Origin of the sequence: Paenibacillus endophyticus, from assembly GCF_014192395.1 — a bacterium.
GTDB classification, from domain to species: domain Bacteria; phylum Bacillota; class Bacilli; order Paenibacillales; family Paenibacillaceae; genus Pristimantibacillus; species Pristimantibacillus endophyticus.
Window position 1 is genome coordinate 94,658 of sequence record NZ_JACHXW010000006.1, and the last position, 20,328, is coordinate 114,985.

Annotated in this window: 21 protein-coding genes; 16 read left to right on the top strand and 5 right to left on the bottom strand. The window is 51.0% G+C overall.

The window, feature by feature from the left end:
- Position 1: 1 nt before the first annotated feature.
- The 7 genes from efeB to trhA all read left to right on the top strand — a co-directional run bounded on the left by efeB (position 2) and on the right by trhA (position 6,606).
- Positions 2-1,309 (top strand): iron uptake transporter deferrochelatase/peroxidase subunit, encoded by a 1,308-nt coding sequence (gene efeB, locus FHS16_RS11950; protein WP_183562295.1) that lies wholly within the window; start codon positions 2-4, stop codon positions 1,307-1,309.
- 66 nt (positions 1,310-1,375) lie between these two features.
- Positions 1,376-3,184 carry an FTR1 family iron permease gene (locus FHS16_RS11955; protein ID WP_246431719.1) on the top strand — a complete coding sequence of 603 codons (1,809 nt, stop codon included), beginning with the start codon at positions 1,376-1,378 and terminating at the stop codon, positions 3,182-3,184.
- A 169-nt stretch (positions 3,185-3,353) separates the two neighbouring features.
- Positions 3,354-3,683: a LapA family protein gene (locus tag FHS16_RS11960; RefSeq protein WP_183562299.1), complete on the top strand. Its 330-nt coding sequence runs from the start codon at positions 3,354-3,356 to the stop codon at positions 3,681-3,683.
- A 25-nt stretch (positions 3,684-3,708) separates the two neighbouring features.
- Positions 3,709-4,626 (top strand): TRM11 family SAM-dependent methyltransferase, encoded by a 918-nt coding sequence (locus FHS16_RS11965; protein ID WP_183562301.1) that lies wholly within the window; start codon positions 3,709-3,711, stop codon positions 4,624-4,626.
- Positions 4,627-4,658: 32 nt separating this feature from the next.
- Positions 4,659-4,862 (top strand): hypothetical protein, encoded by a 204-nt coding sequence (locus FHS16_RS11970; RefSeq protein ID WP_183562303.1) that lies wholly within the window; start codon positions 4,659-4,661, stop codon positions 4,860-4,862.
- Positions 4,863-5,180: 318 nt separating this feature from the next.
- Entirely contained in the window at positions 5,181-5,876 is a 696-nt protein-coding gene (locus FHS16_RS11975) for a lipase family protein (protein ID WP_183562305.1), read from the top strand.
- 79 nt (positions 5,877-5,955) lie between these two features.
- Positions 5,956-6,606, top strand: a complete 651-nt coding sequence (gene trhA / locus FHS16_RS11980; RefSeq protein ID WP_183562307.1) for a PAQR family membrane homeostasis protein TrhA — start codon at positions 5,956-5,958, stop codon at positions 6,604-6,606.
- A gap of 83 nt (positions 6,607-6,689) precedes the next feature.
- Here trhA and FHS16_RS11985 read toward each other — a convergent pair whose 3' ends face one another.
- A complete protein-coding gene (locus tag FHS16_RS11985; protein WP_183562309.1) occupies positions 6,690-7,505 on the bottom strand; it encodes a lipase family protein in 816 nt (271 codons plus the stop codon).
- 151 nt (positions 7,506-7,656) lie between these two features.
- Between FHS16_RS11985 and FHS16_RS11990 the strand changes: the two genes are divergently transcribed.
- Positions 7,657-8,625 (top strand): Gfo/Idh/MocA family protein, encoded by a 969-nt coding sequence (locus FHS16_RS11990; RefSeq protein WP_183562311.1) that lies wholly within the window; start codon positions 7,657-7,659, stop codon positions 8,623-8,625.
- A 108-nt stretch (positions 8,626-8,733) separates the two neighbouring features.
- Here FHS16_RS11990 and FHS16_RS11995 read toward each other — a convergent pair whose 3' ends face one another.
- On the bottom strand, positions 8,734-9,909 hold the full coding sequence (locus tag FHS16_RS11995) for a magnesium transporter CorA family protein (RefSeq protein WP_183562313.1): 1,176 nt from the start codon (positions 9,907-9,909) through the stop codon (positions 8,734-8,736).
- Between the two features lie 220 nt (positions 9,910-10,129).
- On the opposite strand from FHS16_RS11995, the gene FHS16_RS12000 reads away from it, so the two are divergent.
- Positions 10,130-10,684, top strand: coding sequence for a general stress protein (locus FHS16_RS12000; protein ID WP_183562314.1), 555 nt, complete (start codon positions 10,130-10,132; stop codon positions 10,682-10,684).
- A 96-nt stretch (positions 10,685-10,780) separates the two neighbouring features.
- Here FHS16_RS12000 and FHS16_RS12005 read toward each other — a convergent pair whose 3' ends face one another.
- A complete protein-coding gene (locus tag FHS16_RS12005) occupies positions 10,781-12,010 on the bottom strand; it encodes an NAD(P)/FAD-dependent oxidoreductase (protein WP_183562316.1) in 1,230 nt (409 codons plus the stop codon).
- A gap of 89 nt (positions 12,011-12,099) precedes the next feature.
- The gene (locus tag FHS16_RS12010) at positions 12,100-12,969 is read right to left on the bottom strand and encodes an AraC family transcriptional regulator (RefSeq protein ID WP_183562318.1); all 870 of its coding nucleotides are present in this window, start codon (positions 12,967-12,969) and stop codon (positions 12,100-12,102) included.
- A gap of 201 nt (positions 12,970-13,170) precedes the next feature.
- Between FHS16_RS12010 and FHS16_RS12015 the strand changes: the two genes are divergently transcribed.
- The 4 genes from FHS16_RS12015 to FHS16_RS12030 all read left to right on the top strand — a co-directional run bounded on the left by FHS16_RS12015 (position 13,171) and on the right by FHS16_RS12030 (position 17,655).
- Positions 13,171-14,343, top strand: coding sequence for a galactokinase (locus FHS16_RS12015; protein ID WP_183562320.1), 1,173 nt, complete (start codon positions 13,171-13,173; stop codon positions 14,341-14,343).
- 34 nt (positions 14,344-14,377) lie between these two features.
- The gene (gene galE / locus FHS16_RS12020; RefSeq protein WP_183562322.1) at positions 14,378-15,367 is read left to right on the top strand and encodes a UDP-glucose 4-epimerase GalE; all 990 of its coding nucleotides are present in this window, start codon (positions 14,378-14,380) and stop codon (positions 15,365-15,367) included.
- A 32-nt stretch (positions 15,368-15,399) separates the two neighbouring features.
- Complete coding sequence (locus tag FHS16_RS12025) at positions 15,400-16,989, top strand: UDP-glucose--hexose-1-phosphate uridylyltransferase (RefSeq protein ID WP_183562324.1); 1,590 nt, start codon at positions 15,400-15,402, stop codon at positions 16,987-16,989.
- 213 nt (positions 16,990-17,202) lie between these two features.
- Positions 17,203-17,655, top strand: a complete 453-nt coding sequence (locus FHS16_RS12030) for a hypothetical protein (RefSeq protein WP_183562326.1) — start codon at positions 17,203-17,205, stop codon at positions 17,653-17,655.
- 109 nt (positions 17,656-17,764) lie between these two features.
- Here the strand turns inward: FHS16_RS12030 and FHS16_RS12035 are convergent, their stop codons facing one another.
- The gene (locus FHS16_RS12035) at positions 17,765-17,992 is read right to left on the bottom strand and encodes a DUF1128 domain-containing protein (RefSeq protein ID WP_183562328.1); all 228 of its coding nucleotides are present in this window, start codon (positions 17,990-17,992) and stop codon (positions 17,765-17,767) included.
- Between the two features lie 150 nt (positions 17,993-18,142).
- Between FHS16_RS12035 and yyaC the strand changes: the two genes are divergently transcribed.
- Genes yyaC through FHS16_RS12050 form a run of 3 tightly spaced genes read left to right on the top strand, consistent with a single transcriptional unit; the run spans position 18,143 to position 20,277 of the window.
- Positions 18,143-18,724, top strand: coding sequence for a spore protease YyaC (gene yyaC / locus FHS16_RS12040; protein WP_183562330.1), 582 nt, complete (start codon positions 18,143-18,145; stop codon positions 18,722-18,724).
- A 15-nt stretch (positions 18,725-18,739) separates the two neighbouring features.
- Positions 18,740-19,600: an alpha/beta fold hydrolase gene (locus FHS16_RS12045; protein WP_246431720.1), complete on the top strand. Its 861-nt coding sequence runs from the start codon at positions 18,740-18,742 to the stop codon at positions 19,598-19,600.
- 23 nt (positions 19,601-19,623) lie between these two features.
- On the top strand, positions 19,624-20,277 hold the full coding sequence (locus tag FHS16_RS12050) for a DUF6483 family protein (RefSeq protein WP_183562332.1): 654 nt from the start codon (positions 19,624-19,626) through the stop codon (positions 20,275-20,277).
- Positions 20,278-20,328 lie beyond the last annotated feature (51 nt).

Below are 20,328 nucleotides of genomic sequence, written 5' to 3' on the forward strand. Positions count from 1 at the left end.
CATGGACAGACCTACAGAACATAATGAAGGTCAAACGAAGAGCAAACCGACAGATAATAAAATCAGCCGCAGGGATTTACTGCGGTTGGCTGGCGTTGGCGGGGCCGGCTTGCTGCTCGGAGCAACGGGAGTGGGAAGTTTATTCTCGGGACAGATGCGCAGTGCGGCGAAGCCGGCGTCGCAGATTCCCGAAGACAAATCAGCTGATATCGTTAGCTTCTATGGCAAGCATCAAGCCGGAATTACGACGCCGGCACAGGACTTTATCATCTTTGCTGCGTTTGATGTAACAGCAGCTGCGCTAGGAGACGTGCGCAAGCTGTTCCAGGATTGGACCAAAGCGGCCGCGGCGATGGCTAAGGGGGAGCTGCTGGGCGATTCGAACGACAACTTAAACTTGCCGCCATCGGATACGGGGGAGGCGGAGGGGTTATCCCCTTCGCGCACGACGATTACCTTTGGCGTAGGTCCATCCTTTTTCGATGGGAGATACGGCTTAGCTGGGAAACGGCCTGCACCTCTCACCGACTTGCCTGCATTCGGAGGGGATGAGCTGCGCGAGGAATGGTCCGGCGGCGACATTGGCGTTCAAGTAAATGCGAACGACATGCAGATTGCCTTTCATGCGCTGCGCAATTTGGCTCGAATTGCGCGTGGGAAAGCCGTGCTGCGCTGGACGCAGGAAGGCTTTCAGCGCACAAGCAGCTCCGATCCGTCGGGAGCGACGCCACGGAATTTAATGGGGTTCCGTGACGGAACGGGCAACCCTGATGTAACGGACGAAGCGGAGATGAACAAGGTTGTATGGGCTTCTGCTGCTGATGGCATGGCTTGGATGAACGGGGGCAGCTATATGGCAGTTAGGCGGATCCGGATGCGGGTAGAAGTCTGGGACCGCTCGACGCTTGGCGATCAAGAGGCTACCTTTGGAAGGCATCGCGCTAGCGGCGCACCGCTCGGCGCTGTTCATGAGAGGGATAAGCTCGATTTTGATCAAAAGGATGAGAAGGGCAAGCCCGTCATTCCCATGAACGCTCATGTGCGTCTCGCACACGGCGACGGCACGGTGAAAATCCTGCGCCGCTCTTATTCATATTCAAGCGGCATTGACAACAAAACGGGCCAACTCGATGCTGGCTTGCTGTTTATTTGCTATAATCGCGATTCTCGGAAGCAGTTTATCCCCATGCAGCAAAAGCTTGGTCAGAGCGACCTGTTGAACGAGTACATCGTGCATACGGGAAGTGCCGTATTTGCTTGCTTCCCCGGGGTCAGCGAAGGCGGCTATATTGGAGAAACGTTATTTTAGATATTTTAGATGCGAGAGCTCGCAATGAAACGATAGAAGCTCTTCGGAATGAAAGGAGCGGACAGCATGTTCGCACAACCTAGCAGCGGAATGAAACGATATCTAAAACGTTTCGTTTCCGTTGTTTTTCTATTCGTCCTATTAGTGGCAGGCGTTATTCCAATTCATGCAGAAGATGAACAGGCAGCTGAGCTGAATCAGCTGCTGCCGCTCATCGGCAGCGCTTTGGTTGAAGCCGGGCAAGGAAAGTGGAAGGAAGCAAGCGTCCACGTAGACTCTGCTGCAGCAAAGTGGCAGCAGCTGAATCCATTATCCACCAAGGAGTCGGCTGCTGTAGACTCAGCGTTTGCAGGGGCGGCGAAAGCGCTGTTGGCAGCGGGCAGCGCGGCGGATGAAGGTAAAGGCAAGCAGTCGCTTTCTACGCTCGCAAAGGCATTGAACAACTATGTGGAAAGCGTACAAGAGCAGGTCCCGCAGCTTGATGGAAAAGCTGCTGCGGCAAGCTTGCTTCCGTTGGTTGGACAGCTGCTTGCTCATGTTGATGCAGGGGAATGGGAGCAGGCGAACGCCGCTTACAAACAAATCAATGCAGGCTGGCCTAAGATCGAGCCTGCCGTAAGGGCGGATAACCTTGTCGTATACGGAAGCTTGGAGACAAGGATGAGCATGCTGCGCATCGCCATTCAGGCCGATCCGCCCCGTACAGAGCAAGCGCAGACCGAGGGAGCTGCACTCATTCAGCTCATTCATGATTATGAAGCAGGTAAGGTTGCGGCTGTCACAGAGGATGCGGGCTTGACTGTCGCAGATGCCGTTGACATGCTTGCACAAGCGTTAAACGACATTCAGCTCGGTCATTTTCCTGAAGCAGCTGGTCAAATGAATGCATTCATTGCCTCTTGGCCCGCAATCGAAGGCGATGTCCAGCTCCGTTCTGCTGCGGTGTACAGCCGCATTGAAATTCAGATGGCTGAGGCAGGCGGATATTTGGCATCGAATCCTCCTGCTGCGGATAATGCAGAATCGGTCATTTCTGAAATGTTGACCGAGATGGAGCCAATGATGCAGGAAACACGCTATACGGCTTGGGATGCAGGAATGATATTGCTCCGTGAGGGGCTTGAAGCGATATTGGTACTCGCAGCTTTGCTTGCTTACTTGCAGCGTACGGGCAATCAGGACAAGCGAAAATGGGTCTGGTCAGGCGTATGGGCGGGGCTATTGCTCAGCGGCATCATGGCTGTCATTTTAACGTATGCGATTGCGCAGGTAGCAGCGGGGAGCGCGCGCGAATCGATAGAAGGCATTGCAGGTTTATTGTCCGTGGCGCTTATGATTACGGTCGGCAATTGGCTGCATAATAAGTCCAATATCCACAACTGGAACCAATATATTGATAAACAAATGAATCGTGCACTGGCTCGCGGCAGCCTTTGGTCCTTGTTTGCCGTTTCCGGGCTAGCTATTTTCCGGGAGGGCGCCGAAACAACAATTTTTTATGTCGGCATGGCACCATCGATTGCGCCTTTTCAGCTCGCGCTCGGCTTCGGTGTCACATTCGTACTGCTGCTGGCATTAGGCTATGCCATCATTAGATTCAGTGCGAAGCTTCCGGTACGCCCTTTTTTCTTAGTGGCATCAGCACTTATCTATTACTTGGTCGTTCGTTTTCTTGGAGAGAGCATCCATTCCTTGCAGGTTTCGGGCTGGTTGCCGACACATACGGCTTCAAGCCTACCGACTATTGGCGCGATAGGCGTATACCCAACCTGGGAGACAACAATACCGCAGCTTGCGGTCCTTTTGTTTATTGTAATTAAGGTTGGTATGACACAGCTGCGCCAAGGCGCATCAAAGGCAAGCGTGCGCAAGTGAATTTTCAGTCCATAAGCGGGTGTCAGGAGACATACGCCTCGTTATTTGCTTCATACGACCTTAAATACGTTTAAGTAATTAAGGAAGCGGAGGCATGTCCAAGCATGGCTTGACAATAGGCGAATCGATGGTGTTTATGGTATGATTTCTGGAAAAGGGAGGTATCGGAGTGAAGGGACAAAGCATTCTTATATCCGCACTTGTATTTGCGCTTCTAATCGCAATTTTTGCGGTGATAAACGTCGATTCGGTGCAGGTAAATTTCCTATTTACGAAAACGACGCTTCCGCTTATTCTTGTGATCTTGGCATCGACGCTGCTCGGCGGCCTTACGGTAGGTCTTCTTGGCATGATACGGCAAATCCGGCTTCAGCGCACAATAAAAACGTTGGAGAAGCAGCTGGCGGAGCTTTCTCACGAAGGAAGCCTGCCGGGTACAGCCGGAAAGGAAATAAGCGGCGAGCAAGAGAAATCGGCGTTCGCGCCGCAGAACGAGTAACTTTTTTGTGATAGCGGGGGCATCTATGTTTATTTATACGTACGCTTGTCATGAGGATGAAGCGGACTTGTGTGCCCTTGAGCTCAAGCTGTTGTTCGGAGAGCCAGCAGCTGGAGGCGCATGGCTTAGCAAGCGAATGATCGCCGTTGACCGCAGCCCTTTCATGAAGCGGCGGATTGAGGTTCTGAAGCAAGCAGACAGCTTGGATCAGCTGCTCACGCAGCTATCGCTCGTTGAGTTAGGCGGTCTGACATTCAAAGTTCTCTATACACAAGGCGACGAGGCAGTCTCCTACGAGGAGCAGAGGCAGCTGGAGCGGGCTGCAGGCGCGGTTATCCGCGGAAAAGCGGAAATGCGAAAGCCTGAGCGGTTATTCGGATTGACAAAGCTGCATGGCAGCTGGTATTTCGGTTTGCTGGAGGAAAGCAGCGCGGTATGGCTGAAGCATCAAAACAAGCCGCAAAACTACTCCACTGCGCTACCGACAAGGGCTGCGCGTGCGATTGTCAATATTGCCGCAGGCGCATCTCCAGAGCAGCTTCGCCTTATTGATCCTTGCTGCGGCATGGGCACGGTCCTTATTGAAGCATTATCAATGGGGATCGCGATCGTTGGTCTTGATCTCAATCCACTGGCGGTGAAGGGAGCAAGGGTCAACCTGGCCCATTTCGGCTATCCCGATCTTGTTAAGCTTGGCGACATGCGGCTTCTCGAAGGGATGTACGATGCGGCAATCATTGATATGCCATACAATTTGTGTTCCGTGCTGCCGGAGAATGAGCAGCTGGCTATGTTGGGGAGCATAAAAGGATGGGCGAAACGCGCGGTCATCGTAACGACGGAACCGATCGAGCGGCAGCTGGGTTTGGCGGGCTTGCGCATAACAAATCACACAACCCTGAGCAAAGCCTCTTTTACCAGATATATAAGTGTAGTAGAATAAGAAATACGTAGCGCATGAAGCGAGGTGAACCTATGTCTACAATCGAACAAAACGAATCCGCAGAACAGCCGAAGAAGCTGACTCAAGCGGAGAAAGCGAAACAGCTGCTTGCTCAGAAGAAGCAATCGAAAGCTGGCGGAGCCCCTGGCCAAACGCATCTTTCTACCGGGACGCAGGCACTGAAGAGCCAGAACACGAAGAAAGTAAACAACCAGCGTAAAAAAATGGGCGTATAACTGCCGACTAGGCAAGCTTAACGCAGCAATAGCTAAGGAGGAGCGCCGGCTGGAAACAGCTAGGCGTTCTTCTTTTTGCCCAGCTCTTCGCGGCACCTATTCCTCTCGTGCAACGTAAAATAATGGACGGGAGCAGAAAAAACGGTCGCCGCGATGCATCAATCGCAGCATTCGTGCCTGGGCGCATAAGCTGACCGTAACAGCGTTTGAGTGGATGTGGAAAACTGAATTTCAAAGAAATAACAAATAGGTCGAAGAATGATATTTGCTGCTATCCCACATAATGAATATACGCATATGATTTTGGAGGGATTCGTTATGACGGCGACCAAACCATCACGCATGAATATTTATTTGCTAGCCGGTGTCGCAACATCCAATAGCATATTTACCGAATGCAAAATAAAGCTTGAAAAACTGTTCCAATCCGATGGCATTGATCCTGCCATTCATGTTATTTTCCCTTATGGCGATGCAAGCCGGAACTTAGTCAGGCAGGTGCTAGAGGTGAGAAGCGACCTCTCCAACCGTTTAACAGCGGGCAGAATCGGGGGCCAGCACGCTCTCGCAAAGATTAAAGAAACCTTTAGCGGGGAGCGCATGCTGCTGATTGGCCACAGCGGAGGCGGAGCAGCGGCCTATCAGGCGGCAAAGATGCTTCATGAGCAGGAAAAAGTCGAAGACTTCCGCATCGTACAGGTCGGATCGCCAAGAACGCCGATTGATCCCAAGCTGCAGAGCCACGTAAGCTATTTCCATTCCATTGACAGCTTGGGCAAGCTTAATGATCCGATTAGCCGAATCGGGACATGGGGCGGCTGGAGCCGGGATCGTTATACGATGCCGAGATGGAATCGCATGAAGTACGCGCCTGGCTATGTCGAGGGCATCCCGATGGTAGGGGGACATGCCGATTATTTCCGTCACACGGAGGATTATGCAGATCAAGAGGCAGTCTGCAACCTTGATAAAACGGTTGACCGCGTGCGCGGCTGGTTGAAAGGGTGGGTGTGATCCATTACACTGAGTAGAGGCAGGCTGGCGAGAGATAGGCTTTATCGCAGGCTTGTGCGACTTGGGAGGTGGGAATCGCATGGCGAATACACATACGTATTCCAAAAAGGAAGAAGTTGCGAATGCCGTTACGCATGGCATTGGCGCAGCGTTAAGCGTTGCTGCTCTGGTGCTGCTAATCGTGTTTGCTGCTTCGAAAGGAACGGCCATGCATGTGGTCAGCTTTACGATATACGGAACAGCTATGCTGCTGCTTTACACAGCTTCAACGCTCGTACACAGCTTTCCAGCAGGAAAAGCCAAGCGCATATTTGAGTCGCTTGATCACTCTTTCATCTACGTCTTTATTGCAGGTACTTACACACCGATTCTGTTCCATATCGTACAAGGCAAGCTTGGTTGGATTCTGTTTGGCATCGTCTGGGGAGCCGCTCTCATAGGCGTGGTCTTCAAGGCGTTTTTTGCCTCTAAATTTTTATTTACTTCCACGCTCATTTATATTGCAATGGGATGGATCATCGTCTTCGCTTGGAAGCCCTTGAGTGAGCACTTGGCCCCTGGAGGGTTGCAACTGCTCATTACCGGAGGCTTGCTATATACGTTCGGCACGGTGTTTTATGTGTGGCGAGGATTTCCTTACCATCACGCGGTATGGCATCTGTTCGTACTTGGAGGATCGATCGTTCATTTCTTTGCGATTCTGCTATATGTTCTTCCGGTTCGTCTGTAGTGAAACAACGCTCATTCTCCATGAACATGGTTACATGGAGACAGAGCATTGTCTCACTATTTTTTTTGGACAAACAATGGAAGCTAGAGCTGAATGTCCGGGCACCAGCCGGGTGGATCAGCGCAAATCGATACGGCAAAGGCAGGATCCTCATTCACAAGGTCGGCGAAATAGCTCGAAAGAATATGGTTCCCAGCGATGGATCCCATCCGAAACGAGCGTTTAACCTCTCCTTTTACATGCATATAATAATAGCTTTGTTTGGTTTTGGGTGATTGGTATACGAGTGTAGGCAGATGGGGGACGATGTCAAATTCGTTCTGAAATCGCCAATGGGTCGCGATTGCGGCATTATAGCTGCTTGCGAATTTAGGATCTCCGACCCGCGGCGCGCCAAACGTATAGATGATCGGCGCTGCAAATGCGGAATTACTCGCTATGTCCATGGCTGCAAGCGTTGCGAGCGCCCCGCCTAAGCTATGGCCCGTGATGAACAACGGCTTATCCGGGGGAAGCTGCTTTAATAAATCGAGAATGCGGGCACGGGCAGACATATAGATGTCTGTAAATCCCTTATGCGTAAGACCGTTGTTTTTTACCGGCCGATAGGAGGTTTGCTGAGCGATGAAATCCGATACCCAATCTACGGCGGATCCGCTGCCGCGAAATGCGAGAACGGAGGCTCTCTCGGAGGTTAGAACGAATCCGAACCGTTCTTCGCTGCTATCATACGCTTTTGCTGTGAATTCGCCGACTAAGCTGTAGCCTCTTGGCACAAGAAACAGGCCGTCATTATTACTGTACTGCATGTAGGTTTGACCGCAAACGGCAGCTAGAAACACTGCCGTTCTGAGATCGAGCTCCTGTGGAGCCTGAACAGTTCTTGAGTTTGCTCCCATATCCATCCCTCCGCTCTTACGCCTTACGACCATTCCGATGTTATAGTGTATGAAGCTGCGGGCAGATGGGTACCAGCGGAAAACATAGACTTTCCGAAGCGTTTCCAAGTATAATCATGGAAGCAAGCCGATTCTGAAAGGGGATTCATAGATGACACTTCAAATAGGTATAGTGGGCACAGGCTGGTTCGGCATGATGCATGCAGAGAAGTTGGCCAAGCTAGACGGCGTTAAAGTGACAGGTTTTGTTGCAACAAGCCAGCAGAAAGCCGACGAGGCTTCCAAGCGCTTCGAAGGGTCCAAAGGCTATTCTTCCATTCATCAGATGTTGGACGACCGTAAGTTTGATGCGGTGTATATATGCGTGCCCCCATTCGCACATGGCGAGATTGAGAAAGCGCTCATAGCGCGCGGCATCCCGTTTCTCGTCGAAAAGCCGCTGGGCGTAGACGAGGAGCTGCCGACTGAAATCCTTAAGGGCATCGAGGAAAAGAAACTCATTACCTCTGTCGGCTACCACTTCCGTTATATGGAAGGGACAGATCGCGCCAAAGAGCTGCTTCGCGAGCGTACGGCTTTAATGGCACTTGGCTATTGGATGGGTTCCATGCCAGGGGTAAGCTGGTGGCGTAAAATGGAAGGCTCCGGGGGGCAATTCGTCGAGCAAACCACTCATATCGTCGATCTGCTCCGTTATACGTTAGGTGAAGTAAGCGAAGTTTATGCTGCTTACGGCGAGCGCTATATGAGCACTGTCGAGGAGGGTGTATCGGTACCGGATGTGGGAACCGTTACCCTAAAGCTCGCTGGAGGCGCTGTTGCTACCATTAGCAATACATGCGCGATTCCGGCCGGAGACCGTTCAGGCTTACACATCTATACGAATAAAGGCGTGCTGGAGCTTGGGCATAGCGGATTGATCGATACGGAAGCTGGCCGCAAAACGGAATATGCGAACCGCCAGGATCCGTACGAGCTGGAGAACGATGCATTCCTGCACGCAGTCAAGACGGGGGATACTTCACGCATTCGCTCTACCTATGCTGATGCAATGCAGACGCACCGTGTAACGGTTGCAGCTAACGATTCTGCGCGTACGGGCCTTCCGGTGAAATTATAAGCTTTAACATACAAAAAACCGTCCATCAAGGGTATGTCTTGACTGGACGGTTTTTATGTTGTGTTTGCTACGTATGCTCGACCGTACAATGGCTGCGATTAATCAACTTTATTTCCTATGTGTTCGACTTTTCTCCTTCGTTGCAGAAGAAGAAGCTGAAGCCTTCACGCGGCCAGCTCTCCTGCGGTCAGAGCGCTTCACTTGAATCGGAGCGTCCTCGGCAGCTACAATCTCCTTCGGTGACCGTCCATTAAGCAGATCGCCGGTCCAGCCCTTCTTCCACAGCCAAACGTACATGCACAACGTAATGATGAGAATAGCCCCGATCATTGCCGTGAAGCTCCATTTGTATTCCTTGAAAGGGAGATTCTCGAAGTTGACGCCCCATATGCCCCCTATAATGGTAGCAGGCAAGAACAATACGGTAAAGATCGTCAAAGTCTTCATAATGTCGTTGCCCCGAAAGTTAGAGATAGCATCGTCCATGGATATCAATGTATCGATCTCCAGCGCATAGTGCTTGAGCAGCGCTTCAATCCTCTCCAGCTTATGCGTAATTCTTTGAAAGCTGTCCGATTCAGTCAAGTCGTCCATGAATGCTTCCTTGGCTGCGCTGTGCACTTCGCGTACCGGAATGAATAGATGGCTCCAATGCAGCAGATCGTAACGCCGCTCAAAGATGACATCGATGAGTCCAGTCCGATTCTCTTGGCGCATCGTGGTCTCCAGCTCGCCAAGCCGTTTCTCGAATCCATCCAAGCCAGCATGGAATGTGTCCAGTATAATGCTGAGCATAATGAACATCGCTTCGGGAGCAGTCGTGCAGCTCTCAAGCTTTGGAGCATGCTGAACGGCTTGCAGTCTTAGCGGCAAGCGCATATCTTCATGCATCGTAAGCAGTTTCTTATCGGTAAGCCAGAAGTGGAAGGGCTGCACGTCTGCTTGGTCATCCGTTACTTGAAACATAAGGGTGCCATAAAGCAGCTTGCCTGATCGTGAAGTTTCCCCAACGGATATATTATTTGTTCGCCTGCCCGCGCACTCATCAATCCAAGCGGCAGATTCTGGAAATTGTAGCTTTAATTCATCCATATGCTGCTCTGCCGCGTCTTGCTCTTGCTTCGTAAAAGCTTTAACGGCTCTTTGCTCTTCTCGCGAAGAGGCTGCTAATTTATGTGCATTTTTTCTGCTGGGCAAGGGCTCATCCCTGACGGTTTGCTGCCTTGCTTGCTGCAGTACATGCCATTCCCATCCTGCGGGATAGCGAAGCATCCGATGGATCATCGCTTTGCCTCCTGCTTGTCCGATTTTCCAATATCTATTGCTTCATCATACCGCGAACTGCATGGATGTACAACCTGATCATTGGATTCAAGCAATCCTTTATGTTTCTGCGCCATCATTCTACACAATACGACTTATTCCGCCAAAACTGGGCATAACAACGATAGCTTGATCTATAGAGTGTACTTTTATTTATATCTGTAATCAGGAGGGATAATCAATGGCAAGAAAAATTGGCGTATTTGCTACCGAACAACAAGCTATTACTGCAATCAACCAGCTGGAGCATGCGGGCTTTACGAAAGGTGAACTGAAGGTGCTTGCTAAGGACTCCGAGCATTCAAGGCGCATTGAGGCTGAAAGCGACGTCCATGTTGACGAGCTTCGGGAGCTAGAAGACGTTTCCGAGCATGAGGGCAACAGCATATTTGGAATGGCTGCCGCAACCGGTTACGTGAGTAATGGAACGAATGCGGTACTTGGCATGACAGGGTACGGCACTGCTCCGTATACCGTAGGGGGCAATGCTTTTGCCGCAGCCTGGCTGCTCGGAGCGGACGAGCATATTAGCGCGCTCCATGCACTCGGTCTTGATGACGAAGAAGCGGAAATATGCAAGCAAGCGCTCCAGAGCGGCTCGGTCATCGTGATGGTTGAAACTGATGAGACCAAATCGATGTTCGATAAGGATGGCGGGCCTGATATATCACGGCTCGGCGCGGCGGAAGCTGTTTTTCGGACATGCAGCGCTTCACTGATTGTTGCAGGAGCATAACGTTATAAGAGAAGGAATAAAAAAGAAGTCTCATATATTACGCAAGAGGGTGCTTGCGGATAGATGAGGCTTCTTCTTTTGGGCTTATGAAGCTCGCTAAACCTTGGATAAGGATTGACGATTCAGTTTGACGATCTCGGTTAGAGGATGTTCTTTGCCATGAATGAGGCAGCAGAGCAATTCAGCTGCAATCATACTGTATACGGTGCCGTTGCCGCCGTAGCCGAGGCAGTAATACACATTGCTCCAAGAGGGATCGGCTCCGATAAAAGGCAAATGATCTCGTGAATCACCGAAAGTGCCATTCCACTCAAATTCGATCGGCGCCTTCAGCTGAGGAAAGAGAGCCTGCATCTTTTGCAGCAGCTTCTGGCTCCGTTTCATTCGTTCTTTACCGCTATGCAGCGGCTGCTCAATTTCTTCATCCAATCCGCCAACGACGACACGACCATCTATTGTTGTACGCATGTATAAATAGGGACGTGCGGTTTCCCACACTAAATATCGCTCATGCCAGCTTTGGAGATCGGGCTGAACACCGGTCACGATCACGAAGGAACGGTTCAGCTCGGCTTTGACCAGCTTGCCGCGCAGCTCCTCAGGTTCATATCCAACCGCATAGACGACATGCTCGGCCTCTATCTCACAGCCATTTGCCGTTTTAAGCAAATGAAGCCCATTCGGAAGAGTTTCATGCGAGACAACATCGGTATTCTCGTGAATTTCAAGTCCGGCGCGGGCAGCAGCGTCGGCAACAGCATTTACGAATTGGTAAGGATTGACCTCCGCGTCACCATGAGTTACGATTGCTCCCGATTTGCGGAAAGGGAAATGAGCCTCAATTTGCTCAGGCGTCCAGAACTCTACTTCCAGGCCGCAAGCGCTCAATGCTTCGAATTCTTCCTTTAGCTTGGGTAAGTCTTGCTCCGTTGATGCATAATAGAGGCTGCTTCTTCTAATGAAGTCTACGTCAACAGGCAGGCTGCTCGCTGCTTTTTCAAGCGAATCCACGGCATCCTTGCACGCTCTATAAAAGAGCTGCGCATTATGCTCACCGATTTGGTCGATCAAATCGGTGAGCATAATGTCATTGCAGAATTGAAGCATTCCGGTATTGGCTGAGGTGCTTCCGCCTGAAACCTGGCCGCGTTCAACCATAATGGTGCTTAGCCCGCTCTTCACGAATTCGGCTGCGCATATCGTCCCTGACATGCCGCCGCCGATGATCGCGACCTGCGTTTTCTTGTTTGTTCGCAGCGGCTCATATTCCAACGTGTCGTCTAATGTAACCGGCCAATATAGTTTCCCGGTATGTAGCTCCTTCATGGCTCATCACTCCCTAAGGTAGTATTACCCGAATTGACGAATATGAAGCGGGCGAAAGACCATACTAGAGCATGCTGGTAACGCGACTATTAATCGGATAAACTCTTCATGGCGTTGCGGTAGGCTGTAGGGGATTGTCCGTAAAGTCGGCGGAATTGCTTGGAGAAATAAAGCGCATCCTGCAAGCCTACCGAAGCCGAAATTTGTTCAATGGTCAGCTCGGGACGCTCGCGAAGCATATGCCTGGCTTTGTCGATGCGAAGCTTAAGCAGAAAGGTGACAGGCGATTGCCCGGTTCGCTGCTTGAAAAGCCGTGACAGGTACGCTCTGTTATATCCAAGGGACTCGGCCATTTGGGCAATGGAGACTGGATGCGCGTACTGTGTCGATAAATAATGGACAACCTGCTGCAGCAAATGGTCTCCCTCTGGCAGTCCGCTGTTCGGCGAGCCGCCGCTTGAAGCATGCAGCAATGCCTTGTACTCGGCCATCAGCAGATGCAGGTAGCCAGCGGCCTTCATGTCCGCTGCGGCACCGCCTCGCCGGAACGTTTCAAAGATTTGACGAAACAGCGCTCCCGTTCGGCGCTTGTCCGGCGTGAACACAACCTGGCGTCCCTCTGCGAAGCCGGCAGCGGCAACGAGGTCGGATGCTTGCGTTCCTTTAAAAGCGACCCAGCGATACCGCCACGGATATTCGATGTCCGATTCGTAGCTGATCAGCTGCTCCGGTTCAATCAGAAAGGTATGGCCAGCATGCAGCTCATGCCTAATGCCGCCGTATATGAAATGACCCTTCCCTTCCAGGACGGTATGCATCAAATAGAAGTCGTAAACTTTCGGTCCAAGGCGATGAAGGGGCTTCGTCTGGCTTTCGCCCGCGAACAGCACATTAAGCGGCGAGGCGTCGCTAAGGGCGATAACCGGGTTGGAGGCAACCGTATACATATCCTGCTGCATTTTACTTTACACCTGCTTTATAATGAAATAGGAACGTGATCGAATGTAGGTTTTACACTATCATAGCATGTCCTCTCAAGGCGTGAGAAGTCACATAAATCCATACAATAAGCATTTGGCGCCATTTCGTTTCATCCTTCATTCCCTTATACTGAAGTTGCAATCAACACACTAAATCGATAAAAAGGAACGTGATAGCAAATGGCAAACATTGACGCGCTAACACAGCAATTCATACAGCAATACGGCGGAGAAGCGGGTGACATCGCCGTGTTCCATGCTCCGGGCCGTGTCAATCTCATTGGCGAGCATACCGATTATAATGGCGGCTACGTTTTTCCGGCGGCTCTGACCTTCGGCACAACGCTGCTTGTACGCAAGCGCGCAGACAAGGAGCTCGGTCTAGCGACAACTAACTTCCCTTCTTCCAAGAGCTTCTCGATCGATTCCATCGTGTATGACGAGGCGGATGACTGGATGAATTATCCGAAGGGCATCGTCTATGAGCTTCAACAAACTGGCGTGCAATTCAGCAGCGGCTACGACCTGCTCTACCATGGCGAGATTCCAAACGGTGCGGGACTATCCTCGTCTGCTTCCATCGAAGTCGTTACGGCATTTGCGCTGCAAACGCTCGAAGGCCTTGAGACCGATAAGGTGAAAATCGCGCTGCTCTCCCAGAAATCGGAGAACGAGTTCAATGGCGTGCAATGCGGCATCATGGACCAGTTCGCCGTGGCAAACGGCAAGAAGGATCACGCGATCCTATTGATGTGCGACACGCTTGAATATGACCTGATTCCTTTCGATTCAGGAAACTACAAGCTCGTAATCGGAAACACGAACAAGCGCCGCGGTCTTGTCGACTCGGCATATAACGAGCGCCGTGCCCAGTGCGAGCAAGCGGTTGTCGATTTGCAAGCAGCTTTTCCTGATATTACACTGCTTGGCCAATTGAGCTTGGAGCAATTCAATTCAGCCAAACATTTGATTAAAGATGCAACGGTGCAAAAACGCGCTCAGCACGTTGTAGAAGAAATCGACCGCGTCCTGCAATCGATCAAAGCTCTCAAAGCCAATAATCTTGCAGAGTTCGGCAAGCTGATGAATGGCTCGCATGACTCGTTGCGCGATCTATATGAAGTAACGGGCGACGAGCTTGACGCGATGGTTGCGGCAGCGCGCCAGGTGCCAGGCGTTCTAGGTTCCCGCATGACGGGCGCAGGCTTCGGCGGCTGTACGGTTTCCCTTGTGCATGAAGACAGCATCGATGCGTTCCAAGAAGAAGTGGGCCTAAAATACAACGAAGCGACGGGCTTAACGGCTGATTTCTATGTATGCACAATCGGCAATGGCGTAGAACGTCTAGTCTAATCAGAAATAAACGAATAGAGAGGGGAAATGAATCATGGCCGTTTTAGTAACTGGCGGAGCAGGCTATATTGGCTCGCACGCAGTAGCAGCTCTTCAGGAGCGCGGAGAAGAAATCGTAATCGTTGACAATATGCAGCAGGGACATCGCAAAGCATTGCTTGGAGGCAAGCTCTATGAGGGCGACCTTCGCGACGCGGCATTCATGGACACGGTATTCCAGGAAAACGAAATCGACGCGGTCATTCACTTCGCAGCGAATTCACTTGTAGGCGAAAGCATGAAGGATCCGGGCAAATATTATCACAACAACGTATTCGGTACGCTATGCTTGCTGGAGAAAATGAATGAATACAATGTTCGCAAAATCGTTTTCTCATCAACGGCGGCGACCTACGGCGAGCCGGAGAACGTGCCGATCGACGAGTATGATCGTACGCTACCGACCAATGCTTATGGCGAAACGAAGCTGGCTATGGAAAAAATGATGAAATGGTTCGACGTGGCTCATAACATCAAATTCGTGTCGCTTCGTTATTTCAACGCGGCTGGAGCGCATGAAAGCGGGAAAATCGGGGAGGATCACAGCCCGGAGACGCACTTGATTCCAATCGTTCTTCAAGCAGCGCTAGGTCAGCGTCCTCACATCTCCGTATTCGGAGAGGATTATGAGACAGCGGACGGCACGTGCATCCGCGATTACATTCATGTAAGCGACCTTGCGGATGCGCATGTGCTTGCCGTAGACCGCCTGCGCGGCGGTGCCGACAGCGCGGTATATAACCTTGGCAATGGAACGGGCTTCTCCGTCAAGCAAGTGATTGAGATTGCGCGTGCCGTTACAGGGAAAGAAATTCCTGCAGTATTCGAAGCTCGCCGTGCAGGAGATCCTGCGACGCTCGTTGCTTCGTCAGACCGTGCACGCAAAGAGCTCGGCTGGAATCCGAAACGCGACAAGCTGGAGGATATCATTAAGAGCGCTTGGAGCTGGCATGAAGCGAATCCAAACGGCTATGGCGACAAGTAGGAAACGGGCATAACGGAAAGGGGCAACAACAAGTGTCAAACCAACAACAAGCGCAACCCGCACAAGAGGCGCTGGCTCTAATAGAAAGGTTGCTGCAATTCGCAGAGCAGCGCAAGCTGCTCGTGGACCCATTGGACGCGCATGCGGCAAGAAATCAACTGCTCGATTTATTCGGCTTCACTGAAGCATTCGAAGGAGAAGTCATCGCTGAGCAATTGGACAGCGCGGTTCCGCTGCTTGAGCCGCTGCTCGATTATGGCTTTGCAATTGGATTGATTCCTGACAACACGACGACCTATCGCGATCTTCTGGATGCCCGCATAATGGGCATGCTATTGCCGCGTCCTTCCGAGGCAAGCGCGTCGTTCGAGCGCACGGCAAAGGAGGAGGGGCTGAAGGCGGCTACAGATGCGTTCTACAACCTCAGCATCGATTCCAACTATATTCGAATGGACCGCATCCGCAAAAACCTTTATTGGCTGCATGATACAGCGTTCGGCAAGCTTGAGATTACGATCAATCTCTCGAAGCCGGAGAAGGACCCGAAGGAAATTGCGCTGCTCAAAACGATGCCGCAAGCGAAATATCCGAAATGTCTGCTCTGTATCGAGAATGTCGGCTATGCAGGACGGCCGGATCATCCTGCTCGCCAGAATCTACGCGTATTGCCGCTTACTCTTCAGAATGAGCAGTGGTATTTCCAATATTCACCATATGTATATTACAATGAGCATAGCATCATATTCAAAGGCGCGCATGAGCCGATGGTTATTTCCCATTCATCCTTTGCGCGGCTGCTGGATTTCGTTGAGCTGTTCCCGCATTATTTCATAGGCTCGAATGCAGATTTGCCAATCGTTGGCGGGTCCATACTCAGCCATGACCACTTCCAAGGTGGAAGGCATGTTTTCCCCATGGAGGCTGCTTCTACGGACACCTTGTTCATTGATCCGAAGCTGCCTGGCGTGCGCTTTGGTATCGTGAACTGGCCGATGTCTGTCGTACGAGTCAACGGCTCCTCCAAAGCGGACGTGCATAGCGCCTCCTGCCGGATTCTCGATGAATGGCGTGCTTACAGCGACGAATCGGCTGATGTGCTGGCATTCACTGAAGATGGGAGCGGGAAGCGAACGCCTCACAACACGATCACGCCGATTGCCCGCTTGAGAGACAATGGAGAATACGAGATCGATCTGGTGCTTCGCAACAATCGCACAAGCGAGGAGCATCCGGATGGCATCTTCCATCCGCACAAGCATCTGCACCACATTAAGAAAGAGAATATCGGATTAATCGAAGTAATGGGGCTTGCGGTGCTGCCTGGACGTTTGAAGGATGAGCTGGGACAAATCGCTGCTTATCTGACAGATGCTTCCTCGGCTGATCCTACAGCCCTTCAGACAGCGGAGCATCCGCTTCATCATCACGCGGGCTGGCTGCTAGCGCTCATCGAGCGATTCGGCACGGCAAATTCGGCTGATCAAGCCAAAGCTATCGTCGAATCCGAGACGGGCGCTAAATTCCTTGATGTGTTGAAGGATGCTGGCGTATATAAGCGAACACAAGCCGGCACAGCGGCATTTGAGCGATTTTTAACGTCGATTGGGCTTCAAAAAGCTTAAGATAGCTAAACCTCCATTCCCCCAGCTTGCTGAGCGTGGGTAAGGAGGTTTTCTTTTTTTATATGGATTTTATAAACCGGATGTATATTTATGAAAAGTGAAATTATATTAATTTGTAAAGTGACAAAATTTATGGTATTTTTTATATGATAAACAAAGCAATATGCATTATTATATTTATAACTCTATAAACTATTTATCGGAGGGGTCAAGATGTCCGAAAAAATGCTGCCGCTGGACGACTTTTTGCAGCTGAGCACTGATGAGCAAGTAGAGAAGCTTAAACGCTGGAAGATGGATTATACGCTTAAGGATATCCGCGAGGCTTGGAATTTCAAGCACTCTGCGCAATATTACATGCTGTTGAAGAAGCTGCGTATCTATGAGAGAGTTGTGAATAAATCAGATAAATTTTACCCTGTTCAGGAGCAGCTGATCGCCCGTGCGAATGCAGGCGGCGACCGCGGCTGGTCCGGCTCAAACGCACTGTCAGAGCGCAAACTGCCTGCAGACAGCTTTGACTATCATTTGAATATGACCTTGAGCGGTCCGGAGCTTGCGGATAAGCTGGAGCGAATTGCCCATTTCCTTAAAGGCGAGCATAAAGACGTATCTATAAAGCTTTCGATCGTAGGCGTGGTAGCGGAAGAGGAAGAACAGAATTAGTTGATTGCCGAAAAGAACCGAGCTAGGCGCAGTTGCCAGGCTCGGTTCTTCTTTTGTCGCAATATGAAAATAAATGTCTGATACTGGAATATATTGTTTTAAAATGTTCTTATTGAATGCGGAGCTTGCCAAGTTCGGATACCAAGGCTTCAACTTCACTTATGCTGAACTTTTCCTTGGAAGCGACTACCTCATATAGGTCTCTTATATCTTCATATTTGCCGAGGTCGAAGTTGGAAGCTTGCATAGCGGCAGCGGAAGCCATTTTGAGCTTCGTTTTGATGACATCGATCATAAACTCGACGTTTTCTTGGGTTTGCTGGTCTAAATTAGTCATGTAGTGCCTCCCGAATGGTATTCGAGCCGAAAAGGGCTCGATGGATATGGTTTCTTCGTACATGTTTGCAATGCAGCAATTGTATCATGTTTCACTCGGCAATGACCACAAATTGAACAGGATCATAAAATTGGATACAATTAGACAGAAATGAAAAGTATACGATCACAGGGCAGGTGCACGGCCACGGAACAGTTAACGAAGTTCGAAATAGAACCCTTTCTTGCATCCATTGCAGCAAGGCACAGTGATCGCGACAGCATCGTATTCGTATGTATCGGCAGTGACCGGTCATCCGGCGATTCCTTGGGTCCGCTCATCGGAAGCATGCTCAAGGAGCGCGGCTGGAAGCAAGTGATCGGAACCTTGCAATCACCATGCGATGCACATGCTGAAGAGCAGGCAGTGCAAGCCGTTCCAAAGGAAGCGACGATAATCGCAATCGATGCCTGTTTGGGCAAGCCATCCTCTATTGGCCGTTTTTTGGTAGCGGAAGGCCCGCTTCAGCCAGGCAAGGCAATTGGCCGCAGGCTGCCTCCGATAGGCCAGTTCAGCATCGCCGGCGTCGTTAATGCGAACGGGCCTAAAGCCTATTGGATGCTTCAGACGACATCCCTTTACCAAGTCATGCGCATGGCACGCGATGCGGTAGACGCTATTGAGGCAGCATGGAGTAAGGATAAGGAACAGGACAAAACGCATGACACTGAATGGAAAATTCCGATTGTATAAAGGAGTATGAGAAATATGGGTAAAGAAGACGCTTTGGAAGTATATTCAATCGCACAGCGCAAGGTATTGCTTAATAACGGTTTAGAGCTTGCATATTATGATTCGCATCCCCATGACGGAGGTGCTGCCGACGATATTACAGAGGTTGTTGTATTGCTGCATGGCTATTGCGGAAGCTCTGCCTATTGGGAGCAAATCGTAGAGGAGCTGGAGCAGTCAGTACGTATCCTTGCACTGGACGCTCGCGGCCATGGCAGAAGTTCGGCGCCTGAAGAAGAAGTCTATACGATGGAGAAATATGCGGACGATGTTGCGGAGCTGCTCATTAAGCTAAACGTCCATAACGCGGTACTGCTAGGCCACTCTTTAGGCGGCTATATCACCTTGGCATTTGCTGAGAAATACAGCAAGAAGCTGTCTGCTATTGGGCTTATCCACTCGACAGCGCTACCGGATGGCGAGGCCGCGAAGGAAAACCGGGATAAAGCCGTTGCGGCATTGGAGCAAAACGGCGTGCCTGCATTTATTGACGGCTTGATTCCAAAGCTGTTTGCGCCAGCTAATCTAGAAGCGCTGCAAGGAGAGGTTGAGCGCGGCAAAGTAATCGGATACGGCACATCGCTGCGGGGAGCAGTGGCGACAGCTAAAGGCATGAAGGCAAGGGAAGACCGCAAGCATGTCATTGAGCAGTTGGAGCTGCCTGTTCTGCTCGTAGCTGGCGCAAATGATAAAGTGATTCCGCTGGAGAGCGCGTTTGCGGCAGTCAACGCCCAAACTACAAAGGTACAGCTTGACAGTGCCGGCCACATGGGGATGGTCGAGCAGCCTAAGGCATTGATTGCGGCAATCCGCAGCTTCGTGAACGCCAAGCAGTAGCAGGCAAGGAGAGGGGGAACCAAATGTTTCAACGCGACTATTTCATGCGCATGATTGAGCAGATGACCGAAGCGGTAGGCCAAATCTTAAATCTTAGGCGCGAGCGCAAGCATGAGGATGCGCTGCTCTACATCGATGAGCTGCTCGACAAAAAGTTCCGACTGAGCAGCAAGCTGATTCGATCCTTGTCTGACGAGGATTTAATGAAAATGATGACAACGAACGGGATATTGGAAACGGACCACCTGCAAGCGATTGCCTTGTTAATGAAACAGGAAGCAGAGGTCAATGCGGAGCTGGAACGCGAGGATGAGAGCTTCTTCGCTTATTTGAAATCCCTTCACCTCTTTGTGAGATTAGCGCTTGCCGGCGCAGAGCCAACGTTTGCCGAGCCTCGCGAGATGATCAAGGAGCTGCAGGACAAGCTCCTTCCTTATGAACTGCCCATGAAGTCCAAACGGCTGCTATTGGAGTGGAATGTAGAGGAAGGCCGATTCGACTCTGCTGAGAACCTCATGCATGAGCTGCTTGAGGATAACGCGCTCGGGCTGGCGGAGGCAGAGGCCATTTATCGGCGAATGCTCCTGCAGACAGACAGTGCGCTTGAGGCAGGCGGGCTGCCGCGGGAGGAAATAATGCTAGGGCTTGAATCATTGCCTGGGCATCATAACGTATAACCGGCTGAGCGCGAAGCGGCGTTTAGTTACATTAAGGGCTAGGAGTGAGAC

Coding starts and splice junctions, on each gene's coding strand:
- efeB (WP_183562295.1), top strand. CDS start 2: ATGGACAGACCTACAGAACATAATGAAGGTCAAACGAAGAGCAAACCG.
- FHS16_RS11955 (WP_246431719.1), top strand. CDS start 1,376: ATGTTCGCACAACCTAGCAGCGGAATGAAACGATATCTAAAACGTTTC.
- FHS16_RS11965 (WP_183562301.1), top strand. CDS start 3,709: ATGTTTATTTATACGTACGCTTGTCATGAGGATGAAGCGGACTTGTGT.
- FHS16_RS11970 (WP_183562303.1), top strand. CDS start 4,659: ATGTCTACAATCGAACAAAACGAATCCGCAGAACAGCCGAAGAAGCTG.
- FHS16_RS11975 (WP_183562305.1), top strand. CDS start 5,181: ATGACGGCGACCAAACCATCACGCATGAATATTTATTTGCTAGCCGGT.
- trhA (WP_183562307.1), top strand. CDS start 5,956: ATGGCGAATACACATACGTATTCCAAAAAGGAAGAAGTTGCGAATGCC.
- FHS16_RS11985 (WP_183562309.1), bottom strand. CDS start 7,505: ATGGGAGCAAACTCAAGAACTGTTCAGGCTCCACAGGAGCTCGATCTC.
- FHS16_RS11990 (WP_183562311.1), top strand. CDS start 7,657: ATGACACTTCAAATAGGTATAGTGGGCACAGGCTGGTTCGGCATGATG.
- FHS16_RS11995 (WP_183562313.1), bottom strand. CDS start 9,909: ATGATCCATCGGATGCTTCGCTATCCCGCAGGATGGGAATGGCATGTA.
- FHS16_RS12000 (WP_183562314.1), top strand. CDS start 10,130: ATGGCAAGAAAAATTGGCGTATTTGCTACCGAACAACAAGCTATTACT.
- FHS16_RS12005 (WP_183562316.1), bottom strand. CDS start 12,010: ATGAAGGAGCTACATACCGGGAAACTATATTGGCCGGTTACATTAGAC.
- FHS16_RS12010 (WP_183562318.1), bottom strand. CDS start 12,969: ATGCAGCAGGATATGTATACGGTTGCCTCCAACCCGGTTATCGCCCTT.
- FHS16_RS12015 (WP_183562320.1), top strand. CDS start 13,171: ATGGCAAACATTGACGCGCTAACACAGCAATTCATACAGCAATACGGC.
- galE (WP_183562322.1), top strand. CDS start 14,378: ATGGCCGTTTTAGTAACTGGCGGAGCAGGCTATATTGGCTCGCACGCA.
- FHS16_RS12030 (WP_183562326.1), top strand. CDS start 17,203: ATGTCCGAAAAAATGCTGCCGCTGGACGACTTTTTGCAGCTGAGCACT.
- FHS16_RS12035 (WP_183562328.1), bottom strand. CDS start 17,992: ATGACTAATTTAGACCAGCAAACCCAAGAAAACGTCGAGTTTATGATC.
- yyaC (WP_183562330.1), top strand. CDS start 18,143: ATGAAAAGTATACGATCACAGGGCAGGTGCACGGCCACGGAACAGTTA.
- FHS16_RS12045 (WP_246431720.1), top strand. CDS start 18,740: ATGGGTAAAGAAGACGCTTTGGAAGTATATTCAATCGCACAGCGCAAG.
- FHS16_RS12050 (WP_183562332.1), top strand. CDS start 19,624: ATGTTTCAACGCGACTATTTCATGCGCATGATTGAGCAGATGACCGAA.